The following is a 16,402-nucleotide window of genomic DNA, read 5'->3' as shown; positions in this document are numbered from 1 at the left end:
CGGGGAGGCCGCGCCTCCCCCACCTGTTCTTGGTCGGCGTCTCAGACCGCGCGGATCGCGGGTTTGCCGCGACGGCTCGGCCGGGCGGTGCCGGCGTTGCGGTCGATGAAATCCAGCACCAGCGGCCGGATGTTGTTGCGCCAGGACTTGCCCGCGAAGATCCCGTAGTGACCGGCGCCGGGTTCGAGGTGGCTGTCCTTCTTCTCGGCCGGCAGGCCGGTGCAGAGGTCGAGCGCGGCCAGGCACTGGCCGGGGGCCGAGATGTCGTCCTTCTCGCCCTCGACGATCATGACCGCGACATCGGTGATCTTGCCGATGTCGACCTGCTTGCCCGCCACGGTGAAGACGTTGCGCGCGATCACCCGGCGCTTGAAGACACGTTCCACCGTGGACAGGTAGAACTCTGCCGGCATGTCCATCACCGCGAGGTATTCGTCGTAGAACTTGTTGTGGCGGTCGGCGTCGGTGGCTTCGCCCTTCGACGAGGCGATGACCTGGTCGAAGAAGGCCTTGGCGTGGGTTTCCGCGTTCATCGAGATGAAGCTTTGCAGCTGCAGCAGGCCCGGATAGACCAGCCGGCCGGCACCGCGGTACTTGAAGCCCACGCGCTGGATCATCGACTGTTCGAGCTGGCCCATGGTGATCCGGCGGCCGAAGTCGGTGACCTCGGTCTCTTTCGCGGCCGGGTCGATCGGGCCGCCGATCAGGGTCATGGTGCGCGGCTGCGCGGCGGGGTCTTCCTCGGCCAGGTAGGCGACCGCGGCCAGCGTCAGCGGCGCCGGCTGGCAGACCGCGATCACGTTGGTGTCGGGCCCCAGCGTCTTCATGAAATCGACGAGGTAGAGGGTGTAATCCTCGATGTCGAACTTGCCCTCGGACACGGGAATGTCGCGGGCATTGTGCCAGTCGGTGACATAGACCTCGGCCTCGGGCAGCAGCGACACGACGGTCGAGCGCAGCAGCGTCGCGTAATGGCCCGACATCGGCGCGACCAGCAGCACCTTGCGCGGGCGCGTCGTGCGGCCGACGGCGCGGAAATGCACGAGGCTGCCGAAGGGGCGGTTCACCACCGTGTCGACGGCGATCGGGTGATCGCGCCCGTCTTCGCCCACGACCGAGGGAATGCCCCAGTCCGGCTTGACGACCATGCGCGAGAAGCTGCGCTCGGTCACCTCGCCCCAGGCGGCCAGCAGGTTGAACCAGGGCGCGGGGGCCAGACCCCAGGCAGGGTAGGACGCGAAGGCGCGGGCGGTGGCGCCGAGCCACTCGTTGGTGTTGCGCGCGGATTCCATCACGTCGTAGGTGAACATCAGCTTCATGGCATCTCCTGCTCGCCGGGGGTCCGCACTGGGCGCCGGCCGTGTCCCTATAACCGATCACTGCCCGATCCCCCACCGCTGCTTTCGTCGCGCAGCGAAGTGAAAGATCAGGAAACTCCGCGCTTTTCCCCCCCGGCAAGCGGCGTTAAGTTCACCTCAAAGGATAGGGGGGAAGCCTTTCCATGACAACCGCGACGACAGGGAACGACACGGGTGGCAAGGCGGGGGGCAAGACGCCCGAGCTGAAGCTGATGGAAGAGAACCTCGCGCGGCTCGAGGGCCTGTCCGAGCGGCTGCAGAAGGCGATGGCGCAGAAGCGCGCGCCGAACCCCGCGCTGGAAGGGCCGGGGGCGGATCTCTACCTCAAGACCTCTGCCTCGCTGATGACCGAAAGCATGGCCCATCCCGGCAAGATCATCGAGGCGCAGGTCGGCTACTGGGGCCGGGCGATGAAGCATTTCGCCGAGGCGCAGCACCAGTTCCTGGCCGGAAAGTTCGCGCCGCCCGAGGATCGCGGCGGCACCGACAAGCGCTTCGCCAACCCGCTGTGGGACAGCCATCCCTGGTTCAACTGGGTGAAGCAGCAATACCAGATCTCGTCCGATGCGCTGACCCGCGCGGTCGACGCGATGGAGAACCTCAGCCCGAAGGACCGCAAGCGCGCCGAGTTCTTCACCCGCCAGATCGTCGACATGATGGCGCCGACGAACTTCCTGGCCACCAATCCCGATGTGCTGGAACGCGCCGTCGCCACCAATGGCGAAAGCCTCGTGCAGGGGATGGAGAACCTCGTGCGCGATATCGAGGCGAACCGCGGCGACCTGCTGGTGACGCTCTCGGACCCCTCGGCCTTCACCGTGGGCGAGAACATCGGCACCACGCCGGGCGCGGTCGTCTATCGCAACCGGCTGTTCGAGCTGATCCAGTACACCCCGGTGACCGAGAAGGTGCACCGCACGCCGCTGATCATGTTCCCGCCGTGGATCAACAAGTTCTACATCCTCGACCTCGGCGCGAAGAAGAGCTTCGTGAAATGGGTGGTCGAGCAGGGCTTCACGCTGTTCGTCGTCAGCTGGCGCAATCCGGATGCGAGCTATCGCGAGACCGGGCTCGAGAATTACGTGAGCGAGGGCTATCTCGAGGCGATCGAGGCGGTGAAGCGCATCACCGGCGAGCCGAAGGTCAACGCGATCGGCTACTGCATCGCCGGCACCACGCTGTCGCTGGCGCTGGGGCTGATGAAGAAGCGCAAGGACCGCTCGGTCAATTCGGCGACCTTCTTCACCACGCTCACCGATTTCTCCGATCAAGGCGAGTTCGTGCCCTTCCTCGACGACGACTTCGTCGACGGGATCGAGCTGCAATGCGAACGCGACGGCTTCCTGTCGCGCTATTTCATGACCCGGACCTTCTCGTTCCTGCGCTCGAACGACCTGATCTGGCAGCCGGCGATCAAGAGCTACCTGATGGGCGAGAAGCCCCCGGCCTTCGACCTGCTCTACTGGAACGGCGACGGCACCAACCTGCCGGCGAAGATGGCGGTCGAGTACCTGCGGATGCTGTGCCAGCAGAACCGGCTGGCGGCCGAGGGCTTCCCGATCGCGGGCGAGACGGTGCGGCTGGACGACGTGACGGTGCCGGTCTTCGCGGTCGCCTGCGAGACCGACCACATCGCCGCCTGGCAGGCGAGCTTCGGCGGCGTCGCGCAGATGGGGTCGAAGGACAAGCGCTTCCTGCTGTCGGAGTCGGGCCATATCGCCGGCATCGTCAACCCGCCGGGGCGCGACAAGTACGGGCACTGGACCTCGGACGAGCCGGTGGCAGGCGACCCCGAGACCTGGAAGGCGGCTGCGGAGTTCTCCAAGGGCACCTGGTGGCCGGTCTGGGGGGCCTGGCTGGCCGCACGCTCGGGCGGCATGGTGCCAGCCCGCGACCCCGCGGCAGCGGGCCCGATTCTCGCCGAAGCGCCCGGAACCTACGTTCGCGAAGTGGTCAGCGCCTGACCGCAAGCGGTCACCGGCCTTGCGCCGATCGAGAGTGTGCGGGGAAACCTGCGCGCTCTGCGCGTATGCGCACAGATTTTCGCCGCTAACATAGATTTTTTCGCGATTGCAGTGAATTTCCTCTGCATTGCGGCAGAAAACCATTGCAATGCTGCAGTGCAGCAACTAGGTTAGTATGCAACGGGAGGAACGGCAGCCTATCGCGCTCCGCAGGCCGGCGAGTGACCGGTACGAGACATCCCGGCGAATGGCGCGACGATTAGCAGTTTGTCAGTCCCGACTTAGGACCCCCGAGGAGAGAGAAAGTGAAAATGGCAAAGACTCAAGATTTCACCAAGGTGATGCAAGACATGGCTTCGGCGTTCCCGATGGACGCCTCGGCAATGCAGGGCGCCTTCAAGACCCAGGCCGCCCTGGCCGAGAAGATGGCCAAGGTCGCGCTGGAAGCCGCGGAGAAATCGACCGAGATCTCGGCGAAGTGGACCAAGGACACCCTGTCCAAGATCACTCTGCTGACCTCGGCCAAGCAAGAGCCGACCGAGTACAGCAAGGCCATGACCGACTTCGCCTCGGCCGCCGCCGAGATGACCGCCGAGAACCTGGCGGCCTTCGCTGAAGTGGCGAAGAAGGTGCAGATGGAAACCGTCGAGCTGATGCTGGCCGCCGGCAAGGACTTCTCGGAAGACGCGACCGCCGCCGTGAAGAAGGCCACCGCCGAGGTGACCACCGCCGCGAAGAAGGCCGCCGCCGCCGCGAAGTGACACGACGCGCTGTCCCCTCCCCGGGGCGGCGCGACGGTATCAAGACGCGGGTGCCGGTACTCTCCTCCCTGCCGGGTCCGCGCTCTGGGGGACGGGTGAAACCCGTCCCCCTCTTTACAGGGACAGTCTGCCACCGGATTGCTGCATCGCGGAACCGCGACGCGGCGCTTTTCGCTGCGCAGAAAAAACTGCAGCGAATTTTGTTGTATTGCAGCATGGGTCGGGCTTAAGCTTCCTTGGCACAGTGATATTTTCACGCCCTGGGGAGGATTGCCGTGACCGAGGCCCAGAAACCGCTGCTGATCAAGCGCTATGCCAGCCGCCGTCTCTACAACACCGAAACCAGCGATTACGTGACGCTCGAGGACATCGCGGGATTCATCCGCGAAGGCCGCGAGGTGCAGATCGTCGACCTGAAGTCCGGCGACGACCTGACCCGCCAGTACCTGCTGCAGATCATCGCCGAGCATGAGAGCCGCGGCGAGAACGTGCTGCCGGTCGACGTGCTGACCGACCTCGTGCGCAGCTACACCACCCAGGCGCAGAGCGTCGTGCCGCAGTTCCTGGCGATGTCCTTCAACATGCTCCGCGAGGGGCAGGAGAAGATGCTGGAGAACATGCAGAGCATGCCGAGCCCGATGGCGGCGATGCCCGGCTTCGATGCGCTGACCCGCCAGCAGCAGAGCTTCCTGAAGACGATGATGGGCGGCTGGGGCCTGCCCACCGCCAGCACCGGCCCGGCCGCCGAGACCGCGCCGAGCGGGACCGAGAAGGACGAGCTGGCGCAGATCAAGAAGCAGCTGGCCGAGCTGCAGTCGAAGCTCGCCAAGCTCTGATCCCCGCCGGGGTCGTCGCGCAAAGGAAAAAGGCGCCGCGGTGGTCCGCGGCGCCTTTCGTCTTTGCGGCAGCGGTCAGGCGACCTCGGCGAAGACCTTCTTCAGCGCGGTCTCGAGCTTCTCGAACATCTCGTCCATCTGCGCCTCGGTGGTGATGAAGGGCGGGCAGAGCACCACCGACTGCCCGAGCGGGCGGCAGATCAGCCCGAGGTCGGTGCAGGTGTTGGCGATGCGTTCCGACACCGACAGCGTGCCGGGGAAGGGGGTCTTGGTGGCCTTGTCCTGAACGGCCTCCAGCGCGCCCATCAGCCCCTTGCCGCGCCATTCGCCGATGTTGGGGTTCTTCGCCAGCTCGGCCAGTCCCGCCTCGAACCGCGGCGTCAGGTCGCGCACGCGTTGCCCGAGGCCCTCGTTCATCACCAGGTCGATCGCCTTGAGCGCGATCGCGCAGCCGACGGGGTGGCCCGAGGCGGTGAAGCCGTGCGGGAACTCCTCGATCGCTTCCGAGGCCGCCTGGACGCGCGCCGCCAGCTCGCCGCCAAGGATCACCGCGCCCATCGGGAAATAGCCCGCGGTCAGTACCTTGGACGAGATGATCGCGTCGGGCATGAAGTCGTAGGTCTGGCAGCCCCAGGTGTTGCCGGTGCGTCCGAAGCCGCAGATCACCTCGTCCGAGACCAGCGGGATGTCGTATTTCTTCAGGATCGGGGCGATGGCCTGGAAGTAGCACTCGGACGGCGGGATGACCCCGCCTGCGCCCATCACCGGCTCGGCGAAGAAGCCCGCAATGGTGTCGGCGCCTTCCTTGATGATCGTGGCCTCAAGCTCGGCGGCCATGCGGGCGGTGAACTGCGCTTCCGTCTCGCCGGGCTTGCCGTTGCGCCAGTAATGCGGGCAGCTCAGGTGCAGGAAGCCCGGCAGCGGCAGACCGAAGACCGAGTTGTAGGGCTTGCCGGTCATCGAGGCGGACACCGCGGTGACGCCGTGATAGGCGTTCACGCGGGTCAGGATCTTGCGCTTCTGCGGCTTGCCCTCGGCGGCGTGCAGGAACCACAGGATCTTCACCATGGTGTCGTTCGCTTCCGACCCCGAGTTGGTGTAGAATACCTTGCCGGTGTCGAAGGGCGAGACCTCGACCAGCTTTTCCGACAGCATCACCGTCTGGTCCGACATCCGCCCGAAGAAGGCGTGATAGCCGGGGAAGCGGTCGTACTGGGCCTTGGCGGCTTCGGCCAGGCCCTTGTGGTCGAAGCCCGCGATCATGTTCCACAGGCCCGAGTTCGCGTCGAAATAGCGCCGGCCATGGACATCGACGACATACGGCCCTTCGCCATGGGTCAGCACCACCGCGCCGCGGTCATGGATCGTCGGCAGGTCGGTGAAGCCGTAAAGCGAATAGTCGTCAGCCCGGGATTCCCAGCTGTTCGGGGCGTCGTCGCGCATGATCGCATCCTTCGGTGAGCGGAAGTGGCGGCCATCGGGCCTTGTGATCCGAGGCTATCCGGCCGCGGGACGGCTTTCAACAGCTGCTCCCGGCGCTGACGTCGGGCAAGCGCGCCCGAGCGCAGGGGGGCGCGGGGGGAGGCCGCGCCTCCCCCCGACCTATTTCAGAAGCCCAGCCTGTCCCGCAGCGCATACCAGGACATGGCGAGCGCCAGCAGCGGCGTGCGCAGCGCCGGCCCGCCCGGGAAGCGCGGCGTCGCCAGCCGGCCCATCAGGTCGAAGCGCGCGGCCTCGCCCGCCACCGCCTCGGCCAGAAGCCGCCCGGCCAGCGTCGCCATCGCCACCCCGTGCCCCGAATAGCCCGAGGCCGACAGCACCCGGGGCCCCAGTCGCAGGAAGGCCGGGTTGCGGGTCATGGTGATCGCGAGCGTGCCGCCCCAGGCATGGTCGATCCGCACATCGGCAAGGCCCGGATAGATCTCGAGCATCGGTTTTCGGACCGTCTTCACGATGTCGGGGAAGCGGTAGCCATAGCTCTCGCCGCCACCGAACAGCAGCCGACCGTCCGCCGACAGACGCCAGTAGTTCACCACGAACTTGGTGTCGGCGACGGCCACATCCTCGCGCAGCACCTCAGCCACGCGCGGCCCCAGCGGCTCGGTCGCGACGATGAAATTGTTGATCGGCATCACCCGTGCCGCCACCTGCGGCGCGAGCGGGCCAAGGTAGCCATTCCCCGCCAGGATCAGGTGGTCGGCCTCGACATGGCCTTCTCCCGTCACCAGCCGTGGTTGGGGCCCCTCGGTCTCGATCTTCGTGACGTGGCTCCGCTCGAAGATCCGCACCCCGGCATCGGCGGCGGCGCGCCCGAGGCCCAGCGCATAGGCCAGCGGGTTCAGATGCCCCGCACCGCGGTCGATGTCGCCGCCGACATAGACATCGGACGGCAGGATCGTCCGCAGCCCGTCGCGGTCGAGCGGCTGGACTGCGTCATAGCCGTAGTCGCGGGCCAGTTTCTCGGCATAGGCATGGGAATGGCGGACCTCGGCCTCGGTCCGGCAGGCATGGGCGATCCCGGGGCGGTAGCCCGCGTTGATCCCGTGGCGCGCGATCAGGCCAAGCGCCAGCGCCTTCGCCTCCTGCGACAGGTCCCACAGCCTGCGCGCATCCTCGCGCCCGACCGCGGCTTCGAGGTCGCCCTGTTCCAGCCGCTGTCCCGAGCCGAGTTGACCGCCATTGCGGCCAGAGGCGCCGAAGCCCAGCCGGTGCGCCTCCAGCAGCACCACGGAAAGGCCGCGTTCCGCCAGATGCAGCGCCGCCGACAGCCCGGTGTAGCCGCCCCCCAGCACCGCGACATCGGCCCGGACCGCGCCTTCGAGACGCGGGAAGGGCGGCAGCGGCGGCGTCACCGCCGCGTACCAGCTGCCGGGGTAGTCCCCCGGCCGGTCGTTGGCGAAGAGCAGGTCCATCAGACGTTCAGCAGCAGGTGCTCACGCTCCCACGGGCTGATGACCTGCAGGAACTCCTTGTATTCGTTGCGCTTCACCGCCTCGTAGATGTTGCAGAACTCCAGCCCCAGCACCTCGCGGATCGGGCCGCAGTCGGCAAAGAGGTCAAGCGCGTCGCCAAGGTTCGTCGGCAGCTCCGCATCGTCCATATAGGCGTCGCCCAGGCATTCGGGGCGCGGCAGCTTCTTCTCCATCAGCCCCAGATAGCCGCAGGCGAGCGAGGCCGCGAAGCCGAGGTAGGGGTTGCAGTCCATCCCCGCCAGCCGGTTCTCCAGCCGCCGCGCGGCGGGGTCCGAAATCGGGACGCGCAGGCCCGTGGTGCGGTTGTCGCGGCCCCATTCGAGGTTGATCGGCGCCGCGAAGTCCGGGACATAGCGGCGGTAGCTGTTCACGTAAGGCGCGAGCAGCGCGATCACCGCCGGCAGGTAGGTCTGCATCCCGGCGATGAAATGCAGGAAGGTCTCGGTCTCGGCGCCCGAGGGGTCCGAGAAGATGTTGGCCCCGGTCTTCGCGTCGATCACCGAGTGGTGGATATGCATGGCCGAGCCCGGCTCGCCCTCGATAGGTTTCGCCATGAAGGTGGCGAAGCAGTCGTGGCGCAGCGCGGCCTCGCGGATCAGCCGCTTGAAGAAGAAGATCTGGTCGCCCAGATGCACCGCCTCGCCGTGGTTGAGGTTGATCTCGACCTGACCGGCGCCGCCCTCCTGCAGGATGCCGTCGATCTCGAAGCCCTGCAGTTCGGCGAAGTCGTAGATGTCGTCGATGACCTTGCCGTATTCGTCGACCGCCGACATCGAATAGGCCTGCTTGGCGGCGGCGCGACGCCCCGTCCGGCCCATCGGCGGCTGGATCGGCATGTTCGGGTCGGTGTTGCGCGCGACCAGGAAGAACTCCATCTCGGGCGCCACCACGGGCGACCAGCCCTGCGCCTCGTAGAGCCCCAGCACCCGGCGCAGCACGTTGCGGGGCGCGGCGCCCACCGGGTTGCCCATCTGGTCCTTCACGTCATGGATCACCTGCAGCGTCACATCCGCCGTCCAGGGCGCGGCGGTGGCGGTGGTGAAATCCGGCGTCAGGATCATGTCGGGTTCGGTGAAGGCGCCCGAGGGGTTGTCGGCCCATTCGCCGGTGATCGTCTGCAGGAAGATCGAGTTCGGCAGGAAGAAGCTGGTCTGGCGCGCGAATTTCGACGCCGGCATCGCCTTGCCGCGCGCGACGCCCGCGATGTCGCCGACGATGCATTCCACCTCGTCCAGCCGCCGCCCGGCGATGTAGCTTTTCGCGGCTTCGGGGATCAGGTCGGTCCAGTCGGTCATGCCCGGTCCCTCCGGAAGAAGGCGCCGATCTTGCGGGCCAGAACGTCGTTGTCCTTGGGGCTGCCCACCAGCCCCTCGGCCCGCTCCAGAAGCGCATCTGGCACCACGCCGCGGGCGCGGGTCTCCATCAGCCCTTCGACCACCGCGTCGCCGAATTCGGGGTGCGCCTGCACGGTCAGCGCCCGGTCTCCGTAGCGCAGGCCCGCGATGGCGCAGGTCTCGCCGCGGGCGATGATCTCGGCCCCCGGCGGCAGCGTCACCACCTGATCCTGGTGCCATGCGTTCAGCGTCAGGCTCTCGCCCTCGAAATCATAGGGCTGGGTGCCGACGGTCCAGCCGCCATCGAACTTCTCGACCCGGCCTCCCAGCGCCTGCGCGATAATCTGGTGGCCGAAGCAGATGCCGACCATCGGCACCTCGGCCTCGTAGGCCTTGCGGATGAAGGCCTCGAGCGGCGGGATGAACGGGTGATCCTCGTAGGCGCCGTGGCGCGAGCCGGTGATGATCCAGCCCTCGCAGTCGCGCACGTCGGCGGGGAACACCATCCCCTCGACATGATAGGTGCGGAACTCGAGGTCCTGATGGGCAAGAAGGGCGGCGAACATCTCGGGGTAGTCGCCAAGCGACGGGCGCAGCGCCTCGGGCAGCTGGCCGGTCTGGAGGATGCCGATAAGCATTTGGGGTCCGTGGTTTGGGTGCGCTCAGGGTAGCGCGGCGCCGGGGCAGGCGGCAAGGGGGCGCTGCGGGGCGGCGGGCGTAACCTTTCGGCAAGCCGCGGCGCGCAGGATGGGGGCTGGGTCAACCGGGGGGCTGGCATGAACGGGATTGGATCGGGTGGTCTGCAGGTTTCGGCGCAGGGCGCGGGGACGCGGGCCGGCATCTGGCAGCAGGGCGCGGCTCAGGGGCGCGTCCCTCAGGGCGGGGGGACGGCGCAGGTGGGCCGGACCCGCGGGCAGGAGCGCGCGCAGGAAGTTTCGCACGGCCGCGGCGCGCATGGGGCCGGCGGGATCGGCCGCTCGGACCGCTCGGGTCCGAAGGCGCGGGCCATGGCCTATCTGGCGCAGATGGGCGGGCAGGCGGGCACGCTGCTGGTCGCCCAGACCCGCAGCAGCGGCGCCGCGGGAACCGTGATCCGCGCGACGGCCGAGCAGATCTCGGGCCTCTCGGGCACTGCGGGCGATGACCGGCTGTCGGTCCTGGCCGGCACGGTGACCGGCATCGACACCGGCGACGGCAACGATGCGCTGGCGATCTCGGCCGACAACCTTCTCGACCTCTCGACCGGCGAGGGTGACGATGCGCTGGCGCTGCGGGGCGGGGTGGTCGGCGGCATCTCGACCGGGGCGGGAAACGATGCGGTCGCGCTGATCGCCTCGGTGCTCGACGGGCTCGATGCCGGGGCGGGCGATGATGTGCTCGGCATTGCGGCGATGGTCGCGGGCGGAATCACGGGCGGCGACGGGGCGGATGTGCTGCAGGTGACGCTGGGCGTCGGCGGCAGCGTGATGCCCGCGGCACCCCCGCCCGCCACGGACCCGGCGGCGGAGGACCCCGTGACGGAAGAGCCGGCGACTGACGCGCCGACGGGCGGCGTTGCGGCTGGCGACGCGTCGTCGGGCGAAGCGGCGGCGGATGCGGATCTTGCAGAGACGGGTGCCAATGGCACCGGCAGCGCGCAACAGGTCGCGGATCGCGTGCCACCTCCTGCAGAGGGTGCAGAGACTGCCGCCACCGACGACAGCGCCGAACCCGCAGATCCGCCGGCGGACGAGAACCCGGCACCGGAGCCGACGCCCCAGCCGGCCTTCGACAGGCTGGCGGCGCTGGCGGCGCAGGATGCGATCACCCGGTTCCGGGCCCTGCTGGGCACCGCGATCGACGTCGACGGCGGCGCGGGGAACGACCGGATCAGCGTTTCCGCCGTGCTGGGCGCGACCGTCGCCGGCGGCAGCGGCGACGACCGCATCAGCCTGTCGAGCGGCACCTTCGCGCTTCACTACGGGCTGGGCGATGGCAACGACAGCGTCGCCGTCGGCGCGGGGACCGATGTCGTGCTGCAACTCGGGGACGGCGCGCTCGACAGCTACAGCATCACGCGCGAGGGCGACAGCCTGCGGCTCGATTTCGCCGGGGGATCGGTGACCTTCACCGGGCTCGCCACCGCCGGCCTGATCGCCGTCGCGCAGGCCAGCGGCGAGCCGGTGATCCTCAATGATCCGATGCCGCTCGATCTGACGGTCTGACCGGGGCCGCATCGCGGTGGCGAGCCGAAACACCGCCGCGTTTTCGCATTGGTCCAAATATCCCGGGGGTGAGCGGGCAGGGCCCGCGAGGGGGCAGCGCCCCCTCTCAGACCGTGTCCAGATAGATCTCGGTCTGCTCCTCGGGGGTCAACTCGCCCATGTAATGGATCTCCTGCCGCTTGGTCATGACGAAGTTGTCGATCATCTCGCGCGGGAAGATCCGGGGCATCAGCGGGCTGGTGGTGAAGGCCTCGAGCGCGCCCTCCCAGGTCGTCGGCAGTTGCGGCAGGCCAGCGGCATAGGCGTTGCCGATGATCGGCTCTGGCGGGATCATGCCGTCCTCGATCCCGATCAGCGCCGCGCCCAGCACCGCGGCAATCGACAGATAGGGGTTCACGTCGCCGCCGGCCACCCGATGCTCGATCCGCCGCGCGGCAGGGCCCGAGGCGGGGATGCGGATCGCGGCGGTGCGGTTTTCATAGGCCCAGCCGATCCCGGTCGGCGCATGGGCGTCAGGCACCAGACGGTCATAGCTGTTCTCGTGCGGCGCGAAGACCAGCGTCGAGGGACCAAGCGCGGCGAGGCATCCCGCCACGGCATTGCGCAGCCGCTCGGAGCCGCCGGGGCCGCCGTCGTTGAAGATGTTCGCCCCGGCCCCGTCGAGGATCGAGAAATGCATGTGCATCCCGTTGCCCGAGAAATGGTCATAGGGCTTGGCCATGAAGCTGGCCGCGAAGCCGTGGTTCCGGGCAAGTCCCTTCACCAGCATCTTGAACAGCCAGGTGTCATCCGCGGCCTTCAGCGCATCGCCCTGGTGCATCAGGTTGATCTCGAACTGGCCCGGGCCGGCTTCCGACATCGCGGTGTCGGCCGGGATGTCCATCGCCTCGCAGGCGTCGTAGAGATCCGAGAAGAAGCGGTCGAAGGCATCGAGCGCGCGCAGGGATAGGATCTCGCCCCCCGTCCGGCGCTTGCCGGACCGCGGCGAGGGCGGCACCCGCAGCGTTTTCCCCGAGTCGTCGATCAGGAAGAATTCCAGTTCCGTCGCCACCACCGCCGTGAGGCCTGCGGCCTTGTAGCGATCCATCACCCGCGCCAGCGCCTGCCGCGGATCGCCGTCATAGGGGCGGCCGTCCTGATGGAACATCCAGATCGGCAGCAGGCCCGTCGGCGCCGACAGCCAGGGCATCGGCAGGAAGCCGCGCTCCGTGGGCATCAGCACGCCATCGGCATCGCCGGTCTCGAACACCAGCGGGCTGTCCTCGATGTCTTCGCCCCAGATGTCGAGGTTCATCACCGAGAAGGGGAAGCGCGTGCCCTCGGTCACCAGCTTCTCGGCGAAGCGGGCGGGGATGCGCTTGCCGCGCGCGACGCCGTTCAGGTCCGCTGCCGCGACCCGGATCGTGCGCACCTCGGGGTGCTCTCTCAGCCAGTCCATTGTCCGTCCCGGGGGCGGCGCCCCCTCAGTTGCGAAGCTACCTGATGATCTGCGCCGGGCGGAGCTTCAGCCGCTGGCGCTGGTTCGGCGCGACATGCCGGTTCAGCCGCCGGTTCACGATGCCGAACCCGGCCTGCAGAAGCAGTGTCAGGATGATGAAGTATCCCGCGACGATCGGATAGGGGATGAACGGATTGAAGGTCTTGTCGGCGAAATACCCTGCGTAATAAAGCGCGTCGCCCATCTGCTGGAAGGCCGGGAAGCCCGAGAAGAAGACCAGCGTCGTCGCGTGGAACAGGAAGATCGCCTCGTTGGTGTAGGCGGGCCAGGCCAGGCGCAGCATCGTCGGCCACTGGATCCTGCGGAAGCGGTTCCAGCCGGTGATGCCATAGGCGTCCGCAGCCTCGAGATCGCCCTTCGGGACCGCGCGCAGCGCGCCATAGAAGATCTCGGCGGTATAGGCCGAGGTGTTCAGGAACAGCGTGAACAGCGCCCCCGCCCAGGCGCGCGTCGTCCAGGACGTGTCGACGGTGATCCCGAGGATCTCGATTCCCTGACGCGGCAGCAGGACCAGCGCCTGGTAGGCGATGAAGAACTGGATGAACAGCGGCGAGCCGCGCAGCACGAAGATGAACCACTCGCAGGGCTTGCGGATCAGCCAGCGGTCCGAGGATTTGCCAAGCGCCAGCGCGGTCGCCAGGAAGAAGCCCGCGGCCAGCGCCAGCACCCCGAAATAGACGTTCCAGATCAGGCCCGAGCCGATCAGCGTCACCTGCTGGCACAGCGTGAAGTCCGAGCGGGGCAGCAGGCGCTCGCCATAGCCCAGCGAGCGGAAGGCGTATTGGGCGATCGTTTCGGCGCAGCTCATGCGGCGGCTCCTTTCGCGCGGCGCTGTGCCTCGCCCGCGGCGGTTGCCTGGCCCTGCGATAGCCTCGCCGTCACCCGGTCCAGCACCAGTTCCGACACGCGGGTGAGCAGCAGGTAGAAGACGAGCAGCGCCAGGAAATACCACAGCCGCCAGTCCGGGTGCGGATAGGCATAGGCCGAGGTCTTCGAGCCGCCCAGTTCGCGCGCCCAGTAGACGATGTCGCGCACGCCCAGCAGGAACAGCAGCGGCGTCGCCTTCACCAGGATCAGCCACAGGTTCGACAGGCCCGGCAGCGCATAGATCCACATCTGCGGGATCAGCACCCGGCGGTTCACCTGCCGCGGGCTCATGCCATAGGCCTCGGCGGTCTCGAGCTGCGCGCGGGGCACGGCGGACATCGCGCCCGACAGCACGTTGGCGGCGAAGGCGCCGAAGACGATGGCGAAGGTGAAGACCGCCAGCGCGAAGCCGTAAAGCTGGTGGATGGTCTGCGGGGCCGAGTTCGGCGGCACCTTGGCCTGCGGGCAGACCCGGAATTCCAGCCCGTTGCGGATCGGGTCGGTCCAGTCGGGGCAGCGCACCTGGTGGACCGTCCACTCGATCGCCTGGTCGAGGGCGATGACGAAGAACAGGAAGAAGACGATGTCGGGGATGCCGCGGACCATCGCCATGTAAAGCTTGCCCGCCCAGCGCAGCGGCGGCAGCGGCGAGCGTGCGGCCATCGCTCCGGCAAAGCCGAAGGCCAGCGCCACCGGGGCGGTGACGGCCAGCAGGATTAGCACGGTCCCGATCGAGCTGTAGAAGGCCAGATGCGTGCCCGAGGTCAGGTAGCACATCAGCCAGTCCAGCCCGGCAAGGCTGGAGGGATCGGCGCAATGGGCGAACATCCCGTCTCCGTTCGGCAATCGGCTGTCAGGGCCGGTGTCGGGTTGGGCGGCGGGCGGCCCCGGGGACCGCCCGCCGTTTCAGGTCAGTACAGCTTCAGGTCAGTACTGCGGCACCGGGTCCGCGTCGGCGAACCACTTCGCCAGCAGCTTGTTCAGCGAGCCGTCGGCCTTCATCTCGGCCACGACCGTGTCGAACTTCTCGCGCAGCTCGGTGTCGGACTGGCGGAAGGCCATGCCCACGCCGCCGCCCAGCGTCACGTCGGCGCCGGCCCAGGTGAACTCGCCGTTCGATTCCTTCTGCACGGGGACGAGGAAGTCCTTGTCGGCGAAGACGGCGTCGGCCTCGCCGTTGCGGACGGCGGCGACGGTTTCATCGGCGGTGGCGAATTCCAGCAGCGTCGCGCCGGATTCGGCGACATAGCCCGCCTGGATCGTCGAGGTCTGCGCGGCGACGACGCCGCCCTTCACATCGGCATCGGCCTTCAGCGCCATGTAGGCCGAGACCCCCGGCGGGTAGTAGTTCTGGGTGAAGCTGACCACCTTCGAGCGTTCGTCGGTGATCGACATGCCCGCCATGATCGCGTCGTAGTTGCCCGACTGCAGGTTCGGGATGATGCTGTCCCAGTCATTGGTGACCCAGGTGCAGGTCAGCCCGGCCCGCTTGCACATCTCGTCGCCCAGCTCGCGCTCGTAGCCGTCGACCTCGCCCTTGTCGTTGATGAAGTTGTAGGGAGGGTAGGCCCCTTCGGTGCCAAGGCGCACGGTCTGCTGCGCCATCGCGCCGCCCGCGGCCAGCGCGCTCAGCGCGGCGGCGATCATCAGTTTCTTGAACATGGTTTTCTCCCAAACTGTGTGTCGGTCGTTTCTGGGTGGCCCGGGTCTGGTGCCCGGTACATCTTGCGGGGGCGCGCTCAGGCGGCGGCGCCGGCCCGCAGGAACTGTTGCAGCCGCTCGGTCCGCGGGGCGCCGAAGACCTGCGCGGGCGGGCCCTCTTCCTCGATGCGGCCCTTGTGCAGGAAGACGACATGGTCCGAGACATCGGCGGCAAGGCGCATGTCATGGGTCACGAGCAGCATGGTGCGGTGCTCGTTCGCGAGGTCCTTGATGACCTTGACCACCTCCTGCTGCAGCTCTGGGTCGAGCGCCGAGGTCGGCTCGTCGAACAGAAGCGCGCGCGGCTCCATGCAGAGCGCGCGGGCGATCGCGGCGCGCTGCTGCTGGCCGCCGGAAAGCTGCGCGGGATAGGCCTCGGCCTTGTCGCCGATGCCGACCTTTTCCAGATAGCGGCGCGCGGCGCGTTCGGTGTCGGCCTTCGGCTTGCCCAGCACCGTCACCGGCGCCTCCATCACGTTCTGCAGGATCGTCATGTGGGACCAGAGGTTGAACTGCTGGAAGACCATCGACAGGTTGGTGCGGATCCGCGTCACCTGCGCGCGGTCGGAGGGGCGGCGGGCCAGCCCCTCGCCCTGCCAGCGCACCGGTTCGCCCTCGAAGATCACCTCGCCCTGCTGGCTGTCTTCCAGAAGGTTGCAGCAGCGCAGAAGCGTCGACTTGCCCGACCCGGACGACCCGATGAGCGAGACGACCTGACCGCGCCGGGCGGCGATGGACACGCCCTTGAGCACGTCGAGCGAGCCATAGCTCTTGTGCAGGTCACGGATCTCGATGACGGCGGCGGGGCCTTCAAGCGGCTGGGGCGCGGTATCGGTGGTGGACAATTGCATCGGCTCGTTAAGGGCTTTGCCTCAATAGGGCGCAGCCGCGAACGGATTGCAATTGA

14 protein-coding genes are annotated in these 16,402 nt (G+C 67.9%); 4 read left to right on the top strand and 10 right to left on the bottom strand.

Annotation, left to right across the window (positions count from 1 at the left end; all coding sequences use genetic code 11):
* Nucleotides 1-41: 41 nt before the first annotated feature.
* Entirely contained in the window at nucleotides 42-1,319 is a 1,278-nt protein-coding gene (gene phaZ, locus V8J36_RS05880) for a polyhydroxyalkanoate depolymerase (protein ID WP_336466345.1), read from the bottom strand.
* 182 nt (nucleotides 1,320-1,501) lie between these two features.
* Between phaZ and phaC the strand changes: the two genes are divergently transcribed.
* The 3 genes from phaC to phaR all read left to right on the top strand — a co-directional run bounded on the left by phaC (nucleotide 1,502) and on the right by phaR (nucleotide 4,919).
* Nucleotides 1,502-3,322 (top strand): class I poly(R)-hydroxyalkanoic acid synthase, encoded by a 1,821-nt coding sequence (phaC, locus tag V8J36_RS05875; RefSeq protein ID WP_442902466.1) that lies wholly within the window; start codon nucleotides 1,502-1,504, stop codon nucleotides 3,320-3,322.
* A gap of 311 nt (nucleotides 3,323-3,633) precedes the next feature.
* On the top strand, nucleotides 3,634-4,083 hold the full coding sequence (locus tag V8J36_RS05870) for a Phasin (protein ID WP_336466344.1): 450 nt from the start codon (nucleotides 3,634-3,636) through the stop codon (nucleotides 4,081-4,083).
* Nucleotides 4,084-4,358: 275 nt separating this feature from the next.
* Nucleotides 4,359-4,919, top strand: a complete 561-nt coding sequence (phaR, locus tag V8J36_RS05865; RefSeq protein ID WP_336466343.1) for a polyhydroxyalkanoate synthesis repressor PhaR — start codon at nucleotides 4,359-4,361, stop codon at nucleotides 4,917-4,919.
* A 75-nt stretch (nucleotides 4,920-4,994) separates the two neighbouring features.
* Here the strand turns inward: phaR and V8J36_RS05860 are convergent, their stop codons facing one another.
* From V8J36_RS05860 to V8J36_RS05845, 4 genes are all read right to left on the bottom strand, one after another.
* Entirely contained in the window at nucleotides 4,995-6,362 is a 1,368-nt protein-coding gene (locus V8J36_RS05860; RefSeq protein WP_336466342.1) for an aminotransferase, read from the bottom strand.
* 164 nt (nucleotides 6,363-6,526) lie between these two features.
* Nucleotides 6,527-7,831 (bottom strand): NAD(P)/FAD-dependent oxidoreductase, encoded by a 1,305-nt coding sequence (locus V8J36_RS05855; protein WP_336466341.1) that lies wholly within the window; start codon nucleotides 7,829-7,831, stop codon nucleotides 6,527-6,529.
* Complete coding sequence (locus V8J36_RS05850) at nucleotides 7,831-9,186, bottom strand: glutamine synthetase family protein (RefSeq protein WP_336466340.1); 1,356 nt, start codon at nucleotides 9,184-9,186, stop codon at nucleotides 7,831-7,833. Before V8J36_RS05850 ends, V8J36_RS05855 begins: the two co-directional genes overlap by 1 nt.
* Nucleotides 9,183-9,863 (bottom strand): type 1 glutamine amidotransferase, encoded by a 681-nt coding sequence (locus V8J36_RS05845; RefSeq protein WP_336466339.1) that lies wholly within the window; start codon nucleotides 9,861-9,863, stop codon nucleotides 9,183-9,185. Before V8J36_RS05845 ends, V8J36_RS05850 begins: the two co-directional genes overlap by 4 nt.
* Nucleotides 9,864-10,121: 258 nt before the next feature.
* On the opposite strand from V8J36_RS05845, the gene V8J36_RS05840 reads away from it, so the two are divergent.
* A complete protein-coding gene (locus V8J36_RS05840) occupies nucleotides 10,122-11,429 on the top strand; it encodes a hypothetical protein (protein WP_336466338.1) in 1,308 nt (435 codons plus the stop codon).
* A 106-nt stretch (nucleotides 11,430-11,535) separates the two neighbouring features.
* Here V8J36_RS05840 and V8J36_RS05835 read toward each other — a convergent pair whose 3' ends face one another.
* The 5 genes from V8J36_RS05835 to V8J36_RS05815 form a co-directional block, all read right to left on the bottom strand.
* Complete coding sequence (locus V8J36_RS05835; protein ID WP_336466337.1) at nucleotides 11,536-12,867, bottom strand: glutamine synthetase family protein; 1,332 nt, start codon at nucleotides 12,865-12,867, stop codon at nucleotides 11,536-11,538.
* A gap of 37 nt (nucleotides 12,868-12,904) precedes the next feature.
* Nucleotides 12,905-13,735: an ABC transporter permease gene (locus tag V8J36_RS05830; RefSeq protein ID WP_336466336.1), complete on the bottom strand. Its 831-nt coding sequence runs from the start codon at nucleotides 13,733-13,735 to the stop codon at nucleotides 12,905-12,907.
* Nucleotides 13,732-14,622 carry an ABC transporter permease gene (locus tag V8J36_RS05825; protein ID WP_336466335.1) on the bottom strand — a complete coding sequence of 297 codons (891 nt, stop codon included), beginning with the start codon at nucleotides 14,620-14,622 and terminating at the stop codon, nucleotides 13,732-13,734. Before V8J36_RS05825 ends, V8J36_RS05830 begins: the two co-directional genes overlap by 4 nt.
* 99 nt (nucleotides 14,623-14,721) lie before the next feature.
* Nucleotides 14,722-15,456 (bottom strand): transporter substrate-binding domain-containing protein, encoded by a 735-nt coding sequence (locus V8J36_RS05820; RefSeq protein ID WP_336466334.1) that lies wholly within the window; start codon nucleotides 15,454-15,456, stop codon nucleotides 14,722-14,724.
* A gap of 77 nt (nucleotides 15,457-15,533) precedes the next feature.
* Nucleotides 15,534-16,340, bottom strand: a complete 807-nt coding sequence (locus V8J36_RS05815) for an ABC transporter ATP-binding protein (RefSeq protein ID WP_336466333.1) — start codon at nucleotides 16,338-16,340, stop codon at nucleotides 15,534-15,536.
* Between the last annotated feature and the right edge of the window lie 62 nt (nucleotides 16,341-16,402).

It is taken from the genome of Frigidibacter sp. MR17.14 (assembly GCF_037095735.1).
Classification (GTDB): domain Bacteria; phylum Pseudomonadota; class Alphaproteobacteria; order Rhodobacterales; family Rhodobacteraceae; genus Frigidibacter.
Note: the sequence above shows the minus strand (reverse complement) of the source record. Positions and strands in the feature narration are given on the sequence as shown.

What these genes read in the sequence shown, in the direction of transcription:
- V8J36_RS05830 (WP_336466336.1), bottom strand. Translation starts at nt 13,735, where the DNA reads ATGAGCTGCGCCGAAACGATCGCCCAATACGCCTTCCGCTCGCTGGGC.
- V8J36_RS05835 (WP_336466337.1), bottom strand. Translation starts at nt 12,867, where the DNA reads ATGGACTGGCTGAGAGAGCACCCCGAGGTGCGCACGATCCGGGTCGCG.
- V8J36_RS05870 (WP_336466344.1), top strand. Translation starts at nt 3,634, where the DNA reads ATGGCAAAGACTCAAGATTTCACCAAGGTGATGCAAGACATGGCTTCG.
- V8J36_RS05820 (WP_336466334.1), bottom strand. Translation starts at nt 15,456, where the DNA reads ATGTTCAAGAAACTGATGATCGCCGCCGCGCTGAGCGCGCTGGCCGCG.
- V8J36_RS05825 (WP_336466335.1), bottom strand. Translation starts at nt 14,622, where the DNA reads ATGTTCGCCCATTGCGCCGATCCCTCCAGCCTTGCCGGGCTGGACTGG.
- V8J36_RS05850 (WP_336466340.1), bottom strand. Translation starts at nt 9,186, where the DNA reads ATGACCGACTGGACCGACCTGATCCCCGAAGCCGCGAAAAGCTACATC.
- phaC (WP_442902466.1), top strand. Translation starts at nt 1,502, where the DNA reads ATGACAACCGCGACGACAGGGAACGACACGGGTGGCAAGGCGGGGGGC.
- V8J36_RS05860 (WP_336466342.1), bottom strand. Translation starts at nt 6,362, where the DNA reads ATGCGCGACGACGCCCCGAACAGCTGGGAATCCCGGGCTGACGACTAT.
- V8J36_RS05855 (WP_336466341.1), bottom strand. Translation starts at nt 7,831, where the DNA reads ATGGACCTGCTCTTCGCCAACGACCGGCCGGGGGACTACCCCGGCAGC.
- phaZ (WP_336466345.1), bottom strand. Translation starts at nt 1,319, where the DNA reads ATGAAGCTGATGTTCACCTACGACGTGATGGAATCCGCGCGCAACACC.
- V8J36_RS05845 (WP_336466339.1), bottom strand. Translation starts at nt 9,863, where the DNA reads ATGCTTATCGGCATCCTCCAGACCGGCCAGCTGCCCGAGGCGCTGCGC.